At 37.7% G+C, this 21,035-nt stretch carries 18 protein-coding genes and 1 tRNA gene; 11 read left to right on the top strand and 8 right to left on the bottom strand.

The window, feature by feature from the left end:
- The first annotated feature begins 208 nt into the window (after nucleotides 1-208).
- Nucleotides 209-556: a toxin-antitoxin system YwqK family antitoxin gene (locus B0G92_RS01405; protein WP_101470833.1), complete on the top strand. Its 348-nt coding sequence runs from the start codon at nucleotides 209-211 to the stop codon at nucleotides 554-556.
- A gap of 57 nt (nucleotides 557-613) precedes the next feature.
- Here B0G92_RS01405 and B0G92_RS01400 read toward each other — a convergent pair whose 3' ends face one another.
- The 5 genes from B0G92_RS01400 to B0G92_RS01380 all read right to left on the bottom strand — a co-directional run bounded on the left by B0G92_RS01400 (nucleotide 614) and on the right by B0G92_RS01380 (nucleotide 7,716).
- Nucleotides 614-1,171 carry a hypothetical protein gene (locus B0G92_RS01400; RefSeq protein WP_101470832.1) on the bottom strand — a complete coding sequence of 186 codons (558 nt, stop codon included), beginning with the start codon at nucleotides 1,169-1,171 and terminating at the stop codon, nucleotides 614-616.
- A gap of 147 nt (nucleotides 1,172-1,318) precedes the next feature.
- Nucleotides 1,319-4,492: an efflux RND transporter permease subunit gene (locus B0G92_RS01395; RefSeq protein WP_101470831.1), complete on the bottom strand. Its 3,174-nt coding sequence runs from the start codon at nucleotides 4,490-4,492 to the stop codon at nucleotides 1,319-1,321.
- A gap of 166 nt (nucleotides 4,493-4,658) precedes the next feature.
- Nucleotides 4,659-5,720: an efflux RND transporter periplasmic adaptor subunit gene (locus B0G92_RS01390; RefSeq protein WP_101470830.1), complete on the bottom strand. Its 1,062-nt coding sequence runs from the start codon at nucleotides 5,718-5,720 to the stop codon at nucleotides 4,659-4,661.
- Between the two features lie 18 nt (nucleotides 5,721-5,738).
- Nucleotides 5,739-7,076, bottom strand: coding sequence for a TolC family protein (locus tag B0G92_RS01385; RefSeq protein ID WP_475690451.1), 1,338 nt, complete (start codon nucleotides 7,074-7,076; stop codon nucleotides 5,739-5,741).
- Nucleotides 7,077-7,095: 19 nt separating this feature from the next.
- Nucleotides 7,096-7,716, bottom strand: coding sequence for a TetR/AcrR family transcriptional regulator (locus tag B0G92_RS01380; RefSeq protein WP_056071786.1), 621 nt, complete (start codon nucleotides 7,714-7,716; stop codon nucleotides 7,096-7,098).
- A 171-nt stretch (nucleotides 7,717-7,887) separates the two neighbouring features.
- Here B0G92_RS01380 and B0G92_RS01375 point away from each other — a divergent pair, with 171 nt between their 5' ends.
- Nucleotides 7,888-8,862: a polyprenyl synthetase family protein gene (locus B0G92_RS01375; RefSeq protein WP_101471993.1), complete on the top strand. Its 975-nt coding sequence runs from the start codon at nucleotides 7,888-7,890 to the stop codon at nucleotides 8,860-8,862.
- A gap of 50 nt (nucleotides 8,863-8,912) precedes the next feature.
- Nucleotides 8,913-9,266: a hypothetical protein gene (locus B0G92_RS01370; RefSeq protein ID WP_101470828.1), complete on the top strand. Its 354-nt coding sequence runs from the start codon at nucleotides 8,913-8,915 to the stop codon at nucleotides 9,264-9,266.
- Between the two features lie 260 nt (nucleotides 9,267-9,526).
- On the opposite strand, the gene B0G92_RS01365 is transcribed toward B0G92_RS01370, so the two are convergent.
- Complete coding sequence (locus B0G92_RS01365; RefSeq protein WP_101470827.1) at nucleotides 9,527-10,060, bottom strand: hypothetical protein; 534 nt, start codon at nucleotides 10,058-10,060, stop codon at nucleotides 9,527-9,529.
- Nucleotides 10,061-10,174: 114 nt separating this feature from the next.
- On the opposite strand from B0G92_RS01365, the gene B0G92_RS01360 reads away from it, so the two are divergent.
- Together B0G92_RS01360 and odhB are read left to right on the top strand one after the other, a co-directional pair.
- On the top strand, nucleotides 10,175-12,958 hold the full coding sequence (locus B0G92_RS01360) for a 2-oxoglutarate dehydrogenase E1 component (RefSeq protein ID WP_101470826.1): 2,784 nt from the start codon (nucleotides 10,175-10,177) through the stop codon (nucleotides 12,956-12,958).
- Between the two features lie 89 nt (nucleotides 12,959-13,047).
- On the top strand, nucleotides 13,048-14,286 hold the full coding sequence (gene odhB, locus B0G92_RS01355; protein ID WP_056071796.1) for a 2-oxoglutarate dehydrogenase complex dihydrolipoyllysine-residue succinyltransferase: 1,239 nt from the start codon (nucleotides 13,048-13,050) through the stop codon (nucleotides 14,284-14,286).
- Nucleotides 14,287-14,349: 63 nt separating this feature from the next.
- Here odhB and B0G92_RS01350 read toward each other — a convergent pair whose 3' ends face one another.
- Nucleotides 14,350-14,790, bottom strand: a complete 441-nt coding sequence (locus tag B0G92_RS01350) for a retropepsin-like aspartic protease (protein ID WP_101470825.1) — start codon at nucleotides 14,788-14,790, stop codon at nucleotides 14,350-14,352.
- A 124-nt stretch (nucleotides 14,791-14,914) separates the two neighbouring features.
- Between B0G92_RS01350 and B0G92_RS01345 the strand changes: the two genes are divergently transcribed.
- The 6 genes from B0G92_RS01345 (at nucleotide 14,915) to B0G92_RS01320 (ending at nucleotide 20,432) form a co-directional block, all read left to right on the top strand.
- A complete protein-coding gene (locus B0G92_RS01345) occupies nucleotides 14,915-15,682 on the top strand; it encodes a TatD family hydrolase (RefSeq protein ID WP_101470824.1) in 768 nt (255 codons plus the stop codon).
- A gap of 65 nt (nucleotides 15,683-15,747) precedes the next feature.
- A complete protein-coding gene (locus B0G92_RS01340; RefSeq protein ID WP_101470823.1) occupies nucleotides 15,748-16,884 on the top strand; it encodes a 1-acyl-sn-glycerol-3-phosphate acyltransferase in 1,137 nt (378 codons plus the stop codon).
- Nucleotides 16,874-17,902, top strand: a complete 1,029-nt coding sequence (locus B0G92_RS01335; protein ID WP_056072505.1) for an asparaginase — start codon at nucleotides 16,874-16,876, stop codon at nucleotides 17,900-17,902. The genes B0G92_RS01340 and B0G92_RS01335 overlap by 11 nt, the downstream gene beginning before the upstream one ends.
- A gap of 62 nt (nucleotides 17,903-17,964) precedes the next feature.
- A tRNA-Ser gene (locus B0G92_RS01330) sits at nucleotides 17,965-18,051 on the top strand.
- Between the two features lie 147 nt (nucleotides 18,052-18,198).
- The gene (locus B0G92_RS01325) at nucleotides 18,199-19,515 is read left to right on the top strand and encodes a DUF389 domain-containing protein (RefSeq protein ID WP_180326386.1); all 1,317 of its coding nucleotides are present in this window, start codon (nucleotides 18,199-18,201) and stop codon (nucleotides 19,513-19,515) included.
- Nucleotides 19,516-19,607: 92 nt separating this feature from the next.
- Nucleotides 19,608-20,432: a porin family protein gene (locus tag B0G92_RS01320; RefSeq protein ID WP_101470822.1), complete on the top strand. Its 825-nt coding sequence runs from the start codon at nucleotides 19,608-19,610 to the stop codon at nucleotides 20,430-20,432.
- On the opposite strand, the gene B0G92_RS01315 is transcribed toward B0G92_RS01320, so the two are convergent.
- Entirely contained in the window at nucleotides 20,427-21,035 is a 609-nt protein-coding gene (locus tag B0G92_RS01315; protein WP_143394975.1) for a hypothetical protein, read from the bottom strand. The genes B0G92_RS01320 and B0G92_RS01315 overlap by 6 nt on opposite strands.

The raw sequence follows: 21,035 nt of genomic DNA, 5'->3' as shown, positions 1-21,035 counted from the left end.
TCTTTGAGGTTTTTGCTTCTTTATTCTGTTTTGAGAAATAGATGTGTTTTTTGGGTGATTTTGTGAATGCCAGTGTTTGTAGGACTTACGAAGATTCCAATGTTAAGTTTTCATTCAATGTTACCAAATTGTTAAGTTAAAGTTTTTTAATTGTAAAGGAATAATTATATTTGTTAGAGAATTGTAAATAACTAAAAAAGACAGAATTATGAAAAAGTGTTTGATTATGGCAGTGATGCTGGTTTCTGGAGTTGTTTTTGCGCAAAAAGCGGATCATAAATATGAAGTTGTAGATAATATGGTAAAGGCTACCTATTTTTATGATAATGGAAAAGTGATGCAGGAAGGATTCTATAAAGATGGGAAAGTCCACGGAAAATGGATTTCTTATGATGAGGCAGGAAACAAAAAATCTTTAGGAGAATATAATAACGGTGCCAAGACCGGGAAATGGTTTTTTTGGACAGATAATAATTTAAGTGAAGTTGATTATTCTGACAGCAGAGTTGCAGCAGTTAAAAACTGGAAGCAGGATGCTCTTGCAAACAGAAATTAAATCTGATTATCTCCAAAAGAAAAATCCATTAGCATTTCTAATGGATTTTTTTTGTTCTTATTTTAGACTTCTGTTACTGCTTTTTCCGGAACCAATTTCCTTGAAAGAAGCAATAATTTTGTCCATAGGTTCTTTGAATTTTTCCTTGCTGCTTTCTATCGTCCAGATTACAATCTGGTAAAACCTGTCATTTCCCTCGACATAAGCGATATCATAAAAAACAGGAATTTCATCAACTTTTCCAGTCAGCGTAAATGTTTTGGCTTTCAGTCCGTTGATTTGAGTGTCTTTTGTGTCTGTAAAAACACCATTTTTGATAGACGCTTCCAGGCTTCCTCTTAAAATTTGATAATAACCGTTGAAATCGGGAGTAAATTCAGTTGTAACTTTTGCCGCATTGGCGAATTCCTCTTTAGGCTCATCTATGATTACGATGTAAAACTCTTTGAAAGCATTTTGATATTGTAATGAAGCCATGTCATGCAGGCCTTTTGCTTCCGAAACAAAGGAAGGCAGTTCTACGGAATATTTGTTTTTTACGGTTACAGTTTCGGTTTTGTCTGAAGTGCAGGAAAGCATCAAAACAAAAAGGCTAAGTGCCATTATCTTTTTCATAGGATGGAATTTTACTGCAATATAAAAAATGTGTCCGAGATTTATTCCGGTCGGACAAGAAAATAGGCTTTTGCAGTAGCAAAAAAATCCCGACTGATGGTTTTCAGCCGGGAAATTTCAAGGTTAATTCGTTTTTGGAACGATTATTTAAGAGTGTTTTGCGGTAAATCCGTCGTCACTCAATTCTTTGTGCTCGTAATCGGCTACCATCAATTCCTCATATTTTACAGGTTCTTTGCCTTTGTTGAATCTTGCAATCAGGCTATCGAAAATAGCATATACCACAGGAACAATAATCAAGGTAAGGAATAATGAACTAATCAAACCTCCAATAATTACCCAGGCCAAACCGTTGTTCATTTCGGCAGCAGCTCCTGAAGCCAATGCAATAGGCACCATACCGAAAACCATCGCGATTGTTGTCATCAGGATAGGACGAAGTCGGGCATGGTTCGCCTGAATCAGTGCCATGTATGTCGTTTCGCCTTCTGCTTTTCTGTGGTTTGCGAAATCGACAAGAAGAATCGCGTTTTTACAAACCAGACCAATAAGCATGATTACCCCTAAAATCGTAAAGATATTCAGCGAGTTGTTGGTCAGTGCCAACGCCATCAATGCTCCAATAAACGATAATGGTATCGAGAACAAGACCACAAACGGATAAACGAAACTGTTATACAAGGCTACCATTACCAGATACACCAAAATAATAGCGGCCAATAAAGCAATTCCTAACGTACCGAAACCTTCTGCTTGGTTTTCCATATCACCACCCCAAACATAGCTTACACCTGTTGGTTTTTCCAGTTTTGAAAACTGCGCTTCCCATTCTGCAGCAACGTCTCCGGAAGGTCTACCTATGGTTTGTGCTTTAATCGATACGGCGGTTGCCTTGTCGCGACGCTCCAGTAAGCTTGGTCCTGAACTTTCTTTAACGCTTGCAAATTGAGATAGTTTGATTTGCTGTCCCATATCGTTAATGAATACCAGGTCACTTACGTTATTAATATTCGAACGGTCGTATTCATTAAAACGGATATTGATGTCGTATTCATATTCTCCGGCACGGAACTTAGCATCTGTGTTTCCGTTAAATGCAGTCTGCATGGTTGTTCCGACAGTTTGTAGTGTAAGACCTAAAGCAGCCATTTTATCTCTGTCAACCTGAACAGCAATTTCCGGGCTACCTTCTTCAACAGAAAGTTTGATTTCTGTTGCTCCTTTGATTTTCATCAGCTGTGCTTCTGCTTTTTTGGCAAAGGCGGTTGCACTTTCTAAATCAGGTCCGGTAACGGTCAGGAAGATAGGAGCTTCATCAGCACCACCCATGATACTAACAGGTACGGTCTTGATCTTGGCACCTACGAGAATTTTTTCCAATTCACGTTTCATTTTAGCCGCATAAATATAGGTTCCGTCTTCACGAAGCGATTTATCAATCAGCTTCACGTCAATCTCTGCTTTGTAAACGGTAGCCTGTGTCGCACCAAAACCTTCGCTGGTTTGTCCTACAGTGGTTACGATTTCTTCAATTTCTTTTTTATGTCTTAGATAATCTTCTGCTTTTTGGGCGATAAAGTTAGATTGCTCGATAGAGGCATCTTTTGGTAGTTCGATTTGTACAAGGAACTGCCCACGGTCAATTTTAGGGAAGAATTCTCCTCCAATAAATCCGGCACCAACCAATGCAAGTGAACTGAAGAATAATACAACAACAATAGCTAAAGTTGATTTCTTATATTTCAAAGACCATTTCAAAATGTCAGTTACTTTGTGCGTAAACTTATCAAGTCCTCTTTCAAATGCAAGAATAATTCTTCCAAAGAAAGTTCTGTCTGTAATATGCTCCAGTTTTCCATATCGTGAGGAAAGCCACGGCACAATAGTAAATGATGACAGTAAGGATAGCAACGTAGCAATAATAACGGTAACACAGAATTGTGTAATAATGTTGGCAACCAGACCTGTACTCATAGCGATAGGCAAGAATACAACCACGATAACCAATGTAATTGCAGTTACGGTAAATCCGATTTCTGCAGTTCCGTCAAAGGCGGCACGTACTTTGTTTTTACCCATTTCCATGTGGCGGTAAATATTTTCCAATACCACAATCGCGTCATCCACAAGAATACCAACCACCAATGAAAGTCCGAGTAAGCTCATTAAGTTCAGGGTATAACCCATCATATAAATCCCGATAAACGTAGCAATCAGGGAAGCCGGAATGGAGACCATTACAATAAATGCGTTTCTGATACTGTGCAGGAAGAAAAGCATTACGAATGCTACCAGGAATACGGCCAGGAACAAGTCATGGATTACCGAATCAGCCGCAGCCAGTGTAAATTCTGAAGTATCGTTGGCTACTTTAAGTTTTAATTCTTGCTTTTCATAATCTTTTTCAATTTTAGCAATAGCAGCATAAATCTCCTCACTCACCGTTACGGCATTAGCATCGGTCTGTTTGATAACCTGTAATACGATTGCATTGTTGGAATTGACACGGGCAATTTTCTCAACTTCTTTCTGTGAATCCTGAACATCGGCTACATCGCCAAGACGTATTTGGATTCCATTTTTAGAGGAAATTACTAAATTCCTCATTTCTTCTACATTCTTGTATTTTCCGGCAAGACGAACCAACATTGTCGTTTCTCTTGTCTGGATGTTTCCGGTTGGGAAGTCAAGGTTGGAAGACAATATCATTTGCTGTACCTGCGGAACAGAGATTCCGTAACCTTTTAATTTGTTTTGGTCAAGACTTACCTGAATTTCTCTTTCTTCACCACCAACAAGGTTAACCTGAGCCACACCTTTTACACGCGAAAGTATAGGCTGGATTTTCTTGTCTAACAAATCATAAAATGCCACTTCGTCCATTTTTGCGGTTGCCCCGATAGTAATTACCGGCAAGTCGCTCAAAGAGAATTTGGTCAGGGAAGGCGGGTCAACATCTTCCGGTAAATCCTTTTCGATGGCATTGATTTTTCTTTGGGCATCGTTAAGAGAATAATCTGCATCGGCTTCCGGTTCCAGAGTTACCATAACGATGGATAAACTCTCAATAGATTTCGATTCTACCTTCTTTACGTTTTCCAGAGAGGAAACAGCGTCTTCGATTTTTTTGGTTACCGTATTTTCTACTTCCCCAGGAGAGGCTCCCGGATATACAGTAGAAATCGTAACCACGTTAATTTCAAACTTCGGGATCAATTCATAGCTCAACTGGCTGTAGCTAAACAGACCGCCGAGCGTTAGAATGATAAACAACACAATCACAAGGGTTGGTCGTTTGATTGATATTTCTGCTATTTTCATTTTATAAGTTTAAAGTCTTGAGGTTTAGAGTCAAAGGTCATAAAGTCAAAAGAGAGGAAGTTAAAAGTTATAAAGTCGAAAGTTGTAAAGTCAAAAGTCACTTTTTTGTCAACTATTCACTATTAACTATCCACTATCAATTATCGACTATGAACTAAACTGTCAACTATTTTATTGGATTTACTTTTGTTCCGTCAGTCAGGTTGATTTGTCCGCTTATGACAACAATTTCCCCATCGTTTAAGCCGTCAAGAACCTCTACTTTTTCTCCGAAAACTCTTCCGGCAACTATCTTTTTCAGTTTTGCAACATTGTTCTCTACAACAAATACCTGATTACTGCTAACACTTCCTACAAAAGCATTTCTAGGAATTACTTTAAGCGGTTTTTGCTGTGTCGCTTTTGATGTAAATTCCGCTGTTCCGTACATTCCTGCCTTGATTTCATTGTCAGGATTGTTTGCAATTTCAATTTCTACAGGGAAGTTTAATGATTCGTCTGCTTTTGGAGCAATGAAAGTAATTTTTCCGGAGAATTCCTTATCAGGAAATACACTTGCCTTTACTTTAACGACAGAACCTACTTTTAGTTCAGGAATTTGGTTTTCGCTCACGGCTACTTTCAATTTTAGCTTTGAAACGTTGACCAATTCAAACAATTCTGTTCCTGGTGCTACTACAGAACCCGGTTCGATGCTTTTCTTGTTTACGATTCCGTTAATGGAAGATTTGATTGTTGCATCACCATAAGTAATTTTAGCCTGGTCTAATTTTGCTTTAGCATTGACAAGCGCCAGTTTTGCCTGGTCTAATTGCTGCTGTGTAACACCACCTGTTTTAAAAGCATTTTCATAACGCTTGCTGTCTGTTAAAGCATTTTGGTAGGCAGCATTGGCATTCTGTACATCAATAGAAAGCTGGTCGCCTTTTATGATAGCCAATGTTTGTCCAATTCGAACCTGGCTTCCTTCTTCTACTAAAACTTTGATAACTCTTCCGGAATTTTCAGCAGAGAATTTTAATTCCTGTGATGGAATAAAATTACCATTTGCCACGAAGTCCGAGTTGATAGCTTCAGTTTTTACAGTTGCAGTTCGTACAGCAACTGTGGTATTTTTCTCTGAAACGATTGCCGTTTCGGCTTCGTTTTTCTTTTTATTATTCATTAAAATGAAACCAAACAGTCCAAGGACGCCTATTCCAATACCTATATATATTAATTTTTTCATCTTTTGTATGATTGATTTTTAATTGATTAAAGTTTTTAGTTCTCCTTTAGCTTTGATAAGCTGAACTTCGGCCAGCTTATAATCCAATAAAGCAGAGTTGTAATTGTTCTGTGCTTCTACCAAAGAGTTCTCAGCATCAAGTAGATCTGTCAATGAAGCCAATCCATTATAATAATTGTTTTTGGTGTCACTTAGGACTTCTTCAGCCAGTCTCACATTTTCTTTCTGGTTGTTTATCGTGATAATACTGTTGTTAATTTGTGTTTTTGAATTCTCATAGGCCAAATCAAGAGAAAGTTTTGTTTCCTGCATATCTTCTTTAACCTGTTTCAACTCAATATCAGCCTGGCGGACTCTCGCTCTTGTTCCAAATCCGGTAAAGATTGGAATTTTCAGGTCTAAGCCAATGATGGAATAGTCTGACCAGTAAACACCTTCTGAAGACTTTGCTCCTAAAGGCAATTTAGGTCCCTGTCCGATATAGTTATAACTTCCGGAAATAGCTAAAGTGGGATAATACTCAGCAACAATAGATTTTTTTTGGTAGTCCAAAAGTTGCTCCTGTTTTTTCAATAAGGCATATTCCGTTCTTTGGGTCGAATCAGGCTGTTCTGAAAGTGCATGAGGCGTAACCTCAAATTCTGTCTGCGGAATCTCGATTTGTGTTTCAATTGGCATACCCATATAAAACTTCAAAGAGTTTTCCTGTAATTGCACCTCATTGATTAACTGCTGTCGTTGCGTATTGATATTGTGCAATTTTACGGTAATACGGTCCAAATCTATTTTCTTTGCAAGCCCGTTGTCATACTGGCCTTTGATAATTTCTTTGACTTTTGAGGTATTCACATAATTGCTGTCAATTACGGTAAGCTTCTGTCTTTGTACAAAAACCTGATAATAATTGTTGGCAACTCTTTCAATTACCTGTTCTTCTGTAAGCTGCTGATTGATTTGATAAAACTCACGGGTCGTTCTGGCTGCTTTCAAACCGGTAAATACGGCCTGGTCAAAAATGTTTTGCGTTAATGAAACACCTCCTACAGAACTCCACTTTTGTCCTAAAGGAGCTAAGATGGTAGTGCCCGGCTGTCCGAAAAAGTCACCCGGCAAGGCATTTAATTGTAAAATTGGATTGTAGGTCACATTTCCGTGAGCACTAATCTGTGGTAAAGCTCTGGAACGCACTTCCTGGATTTGGTATTCGCTGTTCTCTACTTTAAGCTTGGCCTTTTTAGCATCTGCTTTATTTTCCAAGGCATATTGGATGGCATCTTTTAGCGTCAGCTTTCGGGTCTGGGCCTGAATGCCTTGCGAAAAAATGAATCCGATCAGCAGGATAGCGAGTCTGTTCATACTCTTCATTTGATTTAAATTATTTATTATTGATTGATTTTGATTGTTCCTTAAATAAGGTATTCATTATAATTTCTTTTCTGTCGTCCAGAATTTTTTCATATTCTTCATCGGTCAGGCGCATGGTTTTTTGGAAAAGCGGACGCATAGAAATAGGAAAGGAGATCAGGGAAACCATATTAATTATAAACTGTATAGGTTCCATTTTTTCGATGGTTCCCTTTTCCATTTCTACAACCAATTCTTCGTAGAATTTTTTAAGCATGCGTTCCATTCCTTCTTCATCCTTAAAATAGCATCCCTGGTTAAATTGTGTTACCAGATAAATTTCCATGTAGGGATATTCTTTCGCCATTACAAAAGAATCATCAATAAATTCTTCAATTTTGGCTTTAAATGGCAATTCTGAAAAAACAATAGATTCGGTTCTTTGTTGCTCTTTTTCTTGCGCATCTGCAAAAACAATTTCAAACAATTTATCTCTGGAACGGAAATAATAATTTATCAAGGTTCTGTTAACTCCTGCGGCATCAGCTATTTCCTGGGTGGTTGCATTAAATTTTCCTTCACCAAAAAATAATTTCTTGGCAGTTTTTTTAATCAATTCCTCAGTAGCTTCATCTTTATTTTTAATGTACATAGTGTTTAACATTTTTGTTAAACAAAATTATTAAATAATTTATTTTGACAAATTTGTCAAATTGTATTTAACTTTTCTTTAACAAAAAACGTTTTCGCGCTCGGTGAATTTTAGAACTTCGAAAGTTTGTTGAGGTATAAAGAATACCTTACTTTAGCCAAAATTTTTTTTATGCATTCCATTAGTGATTATCAGGATAACTTTTTAAAGTATCTCGACAACCAAAAAATTGTCAAAGAACCAAAATCGTTATATGAGCCTATACAATATATTTTGTCATTAGGAGGCAAAAGGATTCGTCCTATACTGACATTAATGGTGGCAGAAATTTTTGATCAGGACTACAAGAGAGCGCTTCCGGCAGCTTTGGCGGTTGAAGTTTTTCATAATTTCTCACTTGTCCATGATGATATAATGGACGATGCACCACTCCGCAGAGGCAAAGAGACGGTTCATGAAAAATGGAATACTAATACTGGTATTCTTTCTGGTGATGCGATGCTGATTTTAGCCTACCAGTATTTTGAACAGTATGAGCCGGTAATTTTTCAGGCATTAGCGAAGATTTTTAGCAAAACAGCGCTTGAAGTATGTGAAGGGCAGCAATGGGATGTGGATTTTGAAAATCGTGACGATGTTACTATCCCGGAATATCTGAAAATGATTGAATACAAGACAGCCGTACTGGTTGGAGCTGCCATGAAAATGGGAGCGATCATCGCTGAAACTTCTATTGAAAACTGCGAAGCGATTTATGATTTCGGATTAAATCTTGGTATCGCTTTCCAATTGCAAGATGATTATCTTGACGCTTTTGGAGATCCGGAAACATTTGGAAAACAGGTTGGAGGTGATATAATTGAAAATAAAAAAACGTATCTTTATTTGAAGACGCTCCAATTTGCAACACCAGAAGTAAAAGAACAGCTGCTGCACCTATATTCGATACAGCCAACAGACAATTCTGAAAAGATAAATTCTGTAAAAGAAATTTTTAATCATACCGGTGCCTCACAAGCCACTCAGGAAGCTATTAAGGAATATACGTTTAAGGCTTTTGAAACCTTGGAGGAATTAAATATTGCTCAGGATAAGAAAGCAGTATTGAAAGCTTTTGGGGAAAATTTGATGAGCCGAAAAGTTTAATATCTCACCCTTTCAGGGTTCCAAACCCTGAAAGGGTTATAAAAAATAGTATGAATTTTATTGCACCCATAAATACAGATGATTTACTTTCTGAAGCAGAGAAAGAAAACCTGTATTTGAAATTACTGGAACAAGTCAACAAGGACTTTAATTTTGCAAACGAACCGATTGATTTTCCATTGAGTACAAAGCCCCTTGAGTTGAAAATCCAACTGCATGAAAAAGTGTACAGGCTAATCCAACACAAATTTGCAGAATACCTGAACCTGCTTTATATTATTGATGTTCCTGAAGTTGAGGTCAAAAAATTAGACGGCTCTGATTTGGTAGAGCTTTCTGAACAGATTACTTTTCTTATTCTCAAAAGGGAATGGCAGAAAGTTTGGTTTCGAAATAGACTTTAGAAAGTTTCTGAGTTGCTGAGGTACTAAGATTCTAAGGTCTTTAGTTCTCTTATAGCCAGATGATTTTGGATTAATTTGATTTCGAATTTTAGCTACAGAATTTTTAGAAGCTAATTCACAAAAAGGAAATACATAGCCTACCTTTAATAACGTTTTCTTTTAAACATAAGATGCACAACCTTAGCACCTCAGAACCTTATCCCTTAGTAACTTAAAAAACATACAAACTTAGCATCTCAGTATCTTAGTGTCTTAGCACCTTAAAAATACACCCTCACAAAAGGCATCAAAGCATCATTGTAAACATTTTTGTCACTGTCATGTAAAACATTATATCGGGCACCAACCGTAATATTGTCCATTCTGTAACCGGCTCCCAGAAAAAGTGCCGTACTCCAAAAATTGTCAGAACCGCCCCCGACTTTATCGTCATAGTCCAGATTGACTCTTAATTGTTCCAATTCTGCAGAAAGTTGAATTTCGGGAATCGGATTTGTCAGTAGGATAAGGCTGGGACCGTAGATATAGGATTCATAAAAGTCTTTATCTCTTACATAACTTACCTGCAATGCCAAACCGGCAGAAAAATAGGGATTGAAGTCGTATATTGCGCTTGGAGCCACGGAAAGATTTGTGTATCCTGACCCGAAACCAAGGCCTAATCCGCCTCCAAAACGTACCCTGCTTTGGAAATCATTGTTCGTATTTTGCTGTGCAGTAGCATTTGATGAAACAGCCAGGAAAATAACTGCCATCAAGGTTTTTGTTATATGGTTAAGATTAAGTATTTTCATGGCCAAATTTTAAGTTAAGTTTAAGACATAAAAGTATGAAATATTTATTAGATTGTTCTAATTGTCGTACTTTTGCAAAAATATTTTTAACAAATTAGGACATTCAATTAAATTATGGATAGGTTTTCCTTTTTAAACGCGGCACATACTGAATTTTTTGCTCAATTATATGATGAATATCTTGAAAATCCGGATAGCGTAGAGCCAAGCTGGAGAAGTTTCTTCCAGGGCTTTGATTTCGGAATGCAGACATATAATGAAGAATATGAGGCTCCGGCACAACAACTTGCCAATTATGCGACATCAGGTAATATTGATGTAAGCCAGATTTCAGAAAAACTACAAAAAGAATTTAATGTGCTGAAGTTGATCGATGCCTACAGAACGCGCGGTCACTTATTTACGAAAACCAATCCGGTAAGAGAAAGAAGAATTTTCAGCCCGAATCTGGATCTTGAAAACTTCGGACTTTCGCAGTCTGATTTGAATACTGTTTTTGATGCGGCAAAAGCCATCAAAATTGCTCCTTGTTCTTTACAGGAAATCATCGGTCACTTAGATAAAATTTACTGCCAGCACATTGGTGTAGAATACATGTATATCCGTAAGCCGGAAGTAATCCAATGGATTCAGGACAGAATTGGATACAATGACAACCATCCAAGATTTTCAGATGACCAGAAGAAAAATATTCTTAATAAATTAAATGAGGCAGTTTCTTTCGAGAACTTCCTTCATACCAAATATGTAGGTCAGAAACGTTTCTCACTTGAAGGTGGTGAAACATTAATCCCGGCTCTTGATGCTTTAATTGAAGCGGCGGCAGAAAAAGGAGTAGAGCAGTTTGTTATGGGAATGGCACACAGAGGCCGTTTGAATGTTTTGGCAAACGTTTTCGGAAAAAACACACAGGATATCTTCTCTGAATTTGACGGGAAAGACTATGATGATGATGCACTTTTTGATGGTGACGTAAAATACCACTTAGGATTGACTGCTGATAAAAAGACAAAATCAGGAAAAAGTATCAACATCAATTTAGCTCCAAACCCATCGCACCTGGAAACGGTTGGAGCTGTAATTGAAGGAATCACAAGAGCAAAACAAGATCGCTATTTCCCGGATGATTTCTCAAAAGTATTACCAATTGCACTTCATGGAGACGCGGCTGTTGCAGGACAGGGAATTGTTTATGAAATCGTTCAGATGGCGCAATTGGACGGATATAAGACAGGAGGAACAATTCACCTGGTAATCAACAACCAGGTTGGATTTACAACTAATTATCTGGATGCCCGTTCGTCAACTTACTGTACCGATATTGCAAAAGTGACGCTTTCGCCAGTTCTTCACGTAAATGCAGATGATGCGGAAGCGGTGGTTCATGCCATGCTTTTCGCTCTGGATTACAGAATGCAGTTTGGAAGCGATGTTTTTATCGACTTGCTAGGATATAGAAAATACGGGCACAATGAAGGTGACGAGCCTCGTTTTACCCAGCCAAAATTATATAAGATTATTGCCAAGCATCAGAACCCAAGAGACATCTATGCTGAAAGATTAATGGCAGAAGGTGTTATTGATGACAAATATGTAGGCAAATTAGAAAAAGAATACAAGGCGATGTTGGATGAAAATCTGGAAGCATCGCGTAAAAAAGACCTGACTATTATTACTCCGTTCATGCAAAACGAATGGAATGGTTTTGTTCAGGCAGATGAAAAAGAAATGCTTCAGAAAGTTGACACGACTTTCTCAAAGGAAAAATTGGGAGAAATTGCACAGACAATTACAACATTGCCAAGTGATAAGAAATTTATCAGCAAAATCCAGAAGCTAATCAATGACAGAAAAGTCATGTTTGAAACGGATAAGCTGGATTGGGCAATGGCTGAATTATTGGCTTACGGTTCTTTGATGACAGAAGGTTATGATGTTCGTATTTCAGGACAGGATGTAGAAAGAGGAACATTCTCTCACCGTCATGCTGTTGTGAAAGTAGAAGATTCTGAAGAAGAAGTAATCTTATTGCAGCATTTGAAAGACCAAAAGGGAAAATTCCATATCTACAATTCGCTTTTGTCTGAATATGGTGTAGTTGGTTTTGATTACGGATATGCTTTGGCAAGTCCAAAAACATTAACGATTTGGGAAGCCCAGTTTGGAGATTTCTCTAACGGTGCTCAAATCATGATTGACCAGTATATTTCTGCTGCAGAAGATAAATGGAACAACCAAAACGGACTTGTAATGCTACTGCCTCATGGTTATGAAGGTCAGGGAGCAGAACACTCTTCAGCAAGAATGGAAAGATACCTACAGCTTTGTGCAAACCACAATATGTTTGTGGCGGACTGTACAACTCCGGCAAATTTCTTCCACTTGTTAAGAAGACAGATGAAAACGTCATACAGAAAGCCATTGATTGTATTTACTCCAAAAAGTTTATTGCGTCATCCGGCAGTAGTTTCTTCTGTAGATGAATTTGCAAATGGAAGCTTCCAGGAAGTTTTGGATGATCCGAATGCAAATGCTAAAGACATCAAAACTTTAGTATTCTGTACCGGAAAATTCTATTATGATTTGGTTGCAGAAAGAGAAGCAAACGGAAGAAAAGATGTAGCCTTCGTAAGAATCGAGCAGCTTTTCCCATTACCTGTTGAACAGTTGAAAGCAATTATTGAAAAATATCCAAATGTTGACGACTATGTTTGGGCACAGGAAGAGCCTAAAAATATGGGAGCTTACGGATATATGCTGATGAATTTTGATTTAGTGAAATTCAGAGTGGCTTCTTTGAAAGCGTATAGCGCGCCTGCTGCAGGAAGCTATGCTCGTTCTAAAAAGCGTCATGCGGCTGCAATAGCAATGGTTTTTGATAAAAATCTTTTCAGCTAATTAAGATTTTGATGCCTGTCAAGGCTAAAAAACGTAATTTTGAAATAATAAGTAGTATACAAATAACAACACCATAAAATTATATACAGATGATTTTAGAAATGAAAGTTCCTTCACCGGGGGAATCAATCACCGAAGTTGAAATCGCAACTTGGTTAGTAAAAGACGGAGATTACGTAGAAAAAGATCAAGCGATTGCTGAAGTAGATTCAGATAAAGCAACTTTGGAATTGCCGGCTGAAGCTAGCGGAATTATCACGCTAAAAGCAGAAGAAGGTGATGCTGTAGCTGTGGGCCAGGTAGTTTGCCTGATTGATACAAGCGCTGCTAAGCCTGAAGGAAGTGCTCCGGCAAAAGAAGAGAAAAAAGAGGAAGCTCCAAAAGCAGAAGTTAAAAAAGAAGAGCCTAAAGCAGAAGTAAAACCAGCACCTGCTGCAGAAAAAACGTATGCTACAGGAACTCCTTCACCGGCTGCGAGAAAAATCCTGGATGAGAAAAATATTGAAGCATCATCTGTTACAGGAACTGGAAAAGGTGGTAGAATCACTAAAGACGATGCGGTAAACGCAAAAGCTTCTATGGGGACTCCAACAGGAGGAAACCGCGGTTCTGAAAGAACAAAATTATCAATGCTTCGCAGAAAAGTAGCAGAGCGTTTGGTTGCAGCCAAAAACGAAACGGCAATGCTTACGACTTTCAACGAAGTAAACATGACGCCAATCAACTTGGTTCGTAATGAATACAAAGATGCCTTTAAGGCAAAACACGGCGGATTAAGCTTAGGTTATATGTCTTTCTTTACTAAAGCAGTGACAAGAGCATTACAGCTTTATCCGGATGTAAACTCAATGATTGACGGACAAGAAAAGATTTCATACGATTTCTGTGATATTTCAGTAGCGGTTTCTGGACCAAAAGGATTGATGGTTCCTGTGGTTAGAAATGCTGAAAATTTGTCTTTCCGCGGAATTGAGTCTGAAATCAAGAGATTGGCTATAAGAGCTCGCGACGGACAAATTACTGTAGACGATATGACCGGAGGAACTTTTACAATTTCTAACGGAGGTGTTTTTGGAAGTATGCTTTCAACACCAATCATCAACCCTCCACAATCCGGTATCTTAGGAATGCACAACATTATCGAGCGTCCGATTGCAGTGAATGGAAAAGTGGAAATCCACCCAATGATGTATGTAGCGCTTTCTTATGACCACAGAATTATTGACGGACGTGAGTCAGTTGGTTTCCTTGTTGCAGTAAAAGAAGGTTTGGAAAATCCGGTAGAATTATTGATGGATAACAATCCTAAAAAAGCTTTGGAACTATAATTTCAGGCTTTGGAATAAATAAAAAATCCCGTTCGAAAGAATGGGATTTTTTTATGTCTTTGTTTATTGTTTCAAATAAAAATACTCTCCGTTATAGTCAATAATACCCTTGCCTTTCATTAAAATATCTGCTCCAATAATGCCATGGACAGGTTTTGCCTTGTATTGCTCCAACGCCAGATTAACGTGCGACATATTAAAAATAACCAATGAAAAATCATCGGTTTTCCAACGTCCCAATTGGAGCGTGTTGTTTGTCGACATCTGGGTTTCCATTCCCACAGCTCCGGCTCCTGCCGCTTTTGTGGAAGATTCTTCTGCGAACAGGTTGAAATGTTCAATATCTCCAAAGCCAACACAACTGTTGGATGCGCCGGTGTCTAATATAAAACTACCACTAACACCATTAATTTTAGCCTTAATGACGAGATGGTTCGTTTTTGATATTTTTAATTTGATTTTTTTGTAACCTTTCTTTTTTAAGGCATCGAAAATAGTATCCATTGGTAAGCTATGAGTAAAATCAAAAATAGCGATTTACAAACAAACCCATCCCATCCAAAACATAATATTTTGCTAAGATTTTCCTGCTTTTGGGATTTGCGTACATTGTTCCTATTTTTGCAGTATGATTTTAGTAGATACCCATTCGCATATTTACAGCGAAGAATTTCAACAGGACAGAGAAGAAATGATGCAACGTGCTTTTGATGCCGGCGTTCAGAAAATTTTTGTTCCGTCAATCGATTCCGGCTATACCCAAAAAATGTATGATTTGGAAAAACAATATCCGGAAAACGTATTCCTTATGATGGGATTACATCCTACCTATGTGAAGGAAAACTATGAAGAAGAATTGGCCTTTGTGGAATCTCAACTCTCCAAAAGAAAATTCTATGCTGTTGGTGAAATCGGGATCGACCTTTTTTGGGATAAGACCCGATTGGAAGAACAGAAAATTGCGTTTAAAAGACAAATCCAGTTGGCTAAACAATACAGTCTTCCAATAAATATCCATTGCAGAGATGCATTCGATGAGGTTTTTGAAGTTCTTGAATCAGAAAAAGATGATAAGCTATTCGGGATTTTCCATTGCTTTACCGGCGATTATAATCAGGCACAACAGGCCATTTCTTATAATATGAAATTAGGAATTGGCGGTGTCGCAACATTTAAGAATGGAAAAATAGACCAGTTTCTGAATGAGATAGATTTGAAACACATCGTTTTAGAGACCGATTCGCCTTATCTGGCTCCGGTACCTTTTAGGGGCAAAAGAAATGAAAGCAGCTATACAAAGCTTGTGGCAGAAAAATTAGCCCTGATATATGGCGTTTCTGTTGACGAGATTGCTAAAATCACGACCGAAAATGCCAAAGAGGTTTTCGGTATTTAACAAAGAAAACACATCAAATTCATAAAATTTTTGTTCATTTGTAGATTGTTAAAAAAACGTAAGTAATGTCAAAATTCGATAAGATTCGACCGTTTTATGATAGCGAAGTAAACGAAGCCTTATGCAAAGTTGCCGATCATCCGATGATGAAAGCCATGATGAGCTTTACGTATCCGGACGTCGAAGAAAAAGATTGGATAGAACAGCTAAAAAGGACCCATTCCATTAGAGATTTCCAGTGCAATTTTATTTATCATGCCGTCATGAAGGTGCTTGAAAAAAGTTCGGACGGATTGACTACTTCTGGTTTTGAAAAATTAGAAAAACATACGCCTTATCTTTTTATTTCCAATCACAGGGATATTATTTTAGACACGTCGCTGTTGAATACTTGCCTGTTCGATCACGGTTTGGTCATGACAGCTTCGGCAATTGGCGATAATTTAGTCCGCAAATCCTTCCTGCATACCTTATCTAAACTGAACCGAAATTTTCTGGTTCAAAGGAGTTTGTCACCAAGAGAATTGCTTCAAAGTTCAAAATTGATGTCGGAATATATCTGCCAGCTTATTTTGAGAGAAAACCGTTCCGTTTGGATTGCCCAACGTGAAGGAAGAACAAAAGATGGTAATGATGCCACACATCCGGGAGTGCTAAAAATGCTTTCGATGGGTTCTGACGAGGAAAATCTGATGGACTATTTTAAGAAATTAAAAATTGTTCCGGTATCCATTTCCTATGAATACGACCCGACAGATGCGCTAAAAATGCCTCAGCTAATGGCAGAAGCAAATGATGAGGTGTATATCAAAGAGAAAAACGAAGACTTTATGACGCTTCTGAGCGGAATTATGGGTCAGAAAAAAAGAATCCATATTCACGTAGGAGATGTTTTAGAATCTGAATTGGATGAAATTGCTTCTAAATTTGACAATTCTAACCGTCAGATACAGGCTTTGGCACAGGCAATAGATGATTCTGTGCTGGCGAACTACAAGTTATGGCCAACCAATTATATTGCTTATGATTTGTTGAACAATACGGATAAATATTCGCATCTGTATACCGAAAAGGAAAAGTCGCTTTTCGAAAGAAGATTAGAAATAAGAATTGACGAAAATAATCCGTTAGAACTGCAAGGCTTCCTGGCAATGTATGCCAATCCGGTAGTCAATAAATCAAAATATGAAAATGCTGTCTAAAGCAAAAATACTTTTGATCTATACCGGTGGTACTATCGGTATGGTAAAAGATTTTGAGACCGGTGCCTTAAAGGCTTTCAATTTTAGCAAACTGCTCCAAAGAATACCCGAATTGAAACAGTTGGACTGTGAGATTGAAACGGTTTCTTTTGATACTCCTATAGATTCTTCGAATATGAATCCTGATAAATGGGTCAGGATTGCAACGATTATTGAAGAAAACTACATTGCTTTTGATGGTTTTGTAGTGCTTCATGGTTCAGATACGATGTCGTATTCTGCCTCTGCACTGAGTTTTATGCTGGAAAATCTTTCCAAGCCGGTCGTGTTTACGGGTTCTCAATTGCCAATAGGCGATTTAAGGACAGACGCCAAAGAAAATCTGATTACGGCAATTCAAATTGCTTCATTGCAACATAAGAATAAGCCGGTTATTAATGAAGTATGTCTTTATTTTGAATACAAGCTTTACAGAGGAAATCGGACTACAAAAATAAACGCAGAGCATTTCAATGCTTTTATGTCGCCCAATTATCCGCCATTGGCTGAATCAGGTGTCCATCTAAAAGTAAACAATGACTTGTTGTTGCCAAAATCCGGGAATAAAAAATTCCAGGTACATAAAGAACTGGACAATAATGTGGCTGTCGTAAAAATGTTTCCCGGAATTAGCGAAAATGTACTGGATGCTATTTTCTCTATTCCCAACCTGAAAGGCGTTGTCTTGGAAACCTATGGCGCCGGAAATGCACCAACAGACGAATGGTTTATTGCATTGCTAAAGAAAGCCATTAAAAACGGATTGCATGTTATCAATGTGACGCAATGTACAGCCGGAAGCGTAAGTATGGGACATTATGAAACGAGTACATCGTTGAAAAAAATAGGAGTCATATCCGGAAAAGACATCACTACAGAATCGGCAATAACAAAGCTGATGTATCTGATTGGACAAAAAGTTTCCCCAAATGTATTCAAGACCATTTATGAAACCGCTTTACGGGGCGAATTGTCATAATTTTTTAGCGATAAATTTTCTTTAGTCATAATTTTTGCAGTTCTTTGCAACCGCAAATTAATAGAGAGGTGTCCGAGTGGTTGAAGGAGCAAGCCTGGAAAGTTTGTATATGGGTAACTGTATCGTGGGTTCGAATCCCATCCTCTCTGCTGAAAAATATAAAGCCGGTACTAAGTCAAGTATCGGCTTTTTGTTTGCCTAAATATTCTGCTAATACTTTTTTCACTTGAAGGATAGGGTTCGTCTATTTTGACTTTAAAATTAAATTAATTACCTTATGCTAAAAATAAGGGAATATGAGGAAAATTACAACCCTGTTTAATCTAAGTGAAGGAGAAGATAACCGGGAAAAGACACTCGAAAGCATAAAGAAAAACATTTCTTTTAAAGGAGCCAATCTTTGGATTTTGGCTTGTGCTATAATCATAGCTTCGGTAGGATTAAATGTGAATTCGACCGCCGTTATAATAGGAGCGATGCTTATATCACCTCTTATGGGGCCAATTGTTGGAGCTGGTTTTGCATTGGGAATTTATGATTTCGGACTTCTGAAAAGATCACTCAAAAACCTGTTGATAGCCACTGTGGTCAGCCTTACGGTTTCTACACTTTATTTCTTTTTAAGTCCGTTCAAAGATGTTCAGTCAGAACTTTTGGCAAGAACGGCGCCTAATATCTATGACATACTCATCGCATTTTTTGGTGGACTCGTTGGCGTTATTGCAGTAACCCGGGTTGAGAAAGGGAATCCAATACCCGGCGTTGCAATTGCAACAGCCTTGATGCCGCCACTTTGTACGGCAGGTTATGGCATTGCAACCGGACAATGGTCTTTCTTTTTAGGTGCTTTTTATCTGTACTGCATCAATTGCGTCTTTATAGGACTTGCTACTTTTTTAATTATAAAATATCTTAATTATCCTGCTGTAAAACAGGTAAATGAAAAGCAACAGCGTCAGGTCAAATACATTATTTCTTTTCTGATCGCAATTATGATTATTCCGAGTAGCTACCTGGCCTATACACTATACAGAGAACAACAATTCAAGAAAAATGCAGATCTGTTTATTGAAAATAAATTTACAAGCAATGGTTATACGGTTATCTATAAAAAAACTGAATATAGTTCCAGAAGAAAGCAACTGGAACTGGCTTTTTTATCTAAAAGATTTGATAAGGCGGAACTTAAAGAACTTCAACGGGAATTTGTAAAGAATAAATATCTGCAAGGAGGCAGACTTGTTATCCGCCAGGATAGCACAGACAGGCTCTCGGCACTGAAAGGGGATATACTTAACCAAATAAGAAGCAGTGAAAATGAAGTGGATGGCAAGGATGCTAAAATTATGAAACTTGAAAAAGAACTTGCAGATATGCGTTTTGATAATGTGCAAATCCTAAAAGAAACCAAAGCGCTTTTTCCTTCTGTTACTTCAATAGGTGTATATAAAAATAACATTGCTATTCAAAAAGACAGCATCATTCCGATAACAGCAGTTGTTTATGAAACTTCTGTAAAATTGGACAAGAAAGATAAAGAAAGATTTAGGCAATGGCTCAAAGAAAGGCTTTCGGTAAATAATATGACTTTGTATAATAAAGACGACGATTAATTGGTTGATATTTTAAAAATTGGAATCTAATAAAGGAAACTTCAGCTTAGATTGTCTTTTTTTATTACTTTTATTTGCTCAACTGCCTACCTATGAAAAAGTACTTTAGCATCTTTATATTCTTTATTTTTTTAAGCGCTTTTGCCCAGGATCCGGTGAAGGAAAAGCAGATTAAGCAGGCACAGGAACGAGAAGAGCAGGAGCGTATCAAGGAAGTTTTAAGCAATGATAAAACAACCGATATCCGTAAAGTGGAAGAGGATAAAAAGAAAAAAGATTCGATAAGCGCTACGGTAACAGTAATCGACTCTTTATACAGGGAAGACCAGTTTTACATTGGACTGACTTATGATTTGTTACAGAACAGGCCGGATGGTGTTAGCCAAAATTCATTTTCATCCGGAGTTCATATCGGTTTTTTAAGAGATTTTCCGCTCAACAAGAGAAGAAATGTTGCTATTGCCGTTGGTCTGGGCTATTCCATGAATGATTACAGGCAGAACATAAAGATTACCGAAGTTGATGGAAAACCGTTTTATGAAGTAGTCAACGAAAATGACGTGAATTTCGATAAGAATAAATTTGCGCTCCATTATTTAGACCTGCCAATCGAATTCCGATGGAGAACTTCAACAATCCAAAGCCACCGTTTTTGGAGAATATATACCGGATTTAAGCTTAGCTATCTGGTGCTTAATAAATCAAAATATGTCCAGGGAAATGAGAAAGTCAGGATTTTTGGCAATGACGATTTTAATAAGCTGCAATATGGCGCTTATATTTCCTTCGGTTATAATACATGGAACTTCCATGCCTATTATGGCTTGAATTCATTATTCAAATCGGAAGCAAAAATTGACGGGAAGTCAATTGATATGAATACTTTGAATATAGGACTGATGTTCTATATACTATAACCAAAAATAAAGAAGTCCTATTTGGGGTATCACTCCGGATAAAAATCCCACTATCAATTCTTTGGTGTCATGGGCTTTCATCGACAATCTTGAAGTGGCCACAATTCCGTTTAGTAACAGGAGAAAAGCAACCAGATAAATATGATTGGTTTGTGTATGCAGACTAAATCCGATTGCAAAAACGGTTATCGAACTAATTGCAATCATGTGTATGCTTGCCTTCAGGTTGATAAAAACGAAAAGTAAGGCTAAAACCGTGCTGACCAAAGCTCCAAAGAAAAAATAATAAAGCTCAGGGATAAGTTCAATGCGAATGCTTTCCCGAATCAGTATATAAAGCAATAGGATATTTACAGCCAATGGGATTTTTCGTTGCGAAATTTCCGAAAGCATAAAAGAATTGGCCCTGCCCAGAGTCATAAGGAAATAAAATATGGAAATCGGAATCAGGATTGTTAATATGATAACCTGAATCGTGACCAAAAAAACTTCCTGATAGGGATGGTATCGTTCTGTGAGGAAAAAAAAATAGAGCAGGACTGCATATACCGAAATAAACATCGGATGGAAAACATAGGAAATTATAGAAAGCAGTCTTTTCAC

The organism is Flavobacterium lindanitolerans (assembly GCF_002846575.1).
Taxonomy (GTDB): Bacteria; Bacteroidota; Bacteroidia; order Flavobacteriales; family Flavobacteriaceae; genus Flavobacterium; species Flavobacterium lindanitolerans.
The sequence above is the reverse complement of the archived record's forward strand: the minus strand, read 5'-3'. Positions and strand labels throughout refer to the sequence as shown.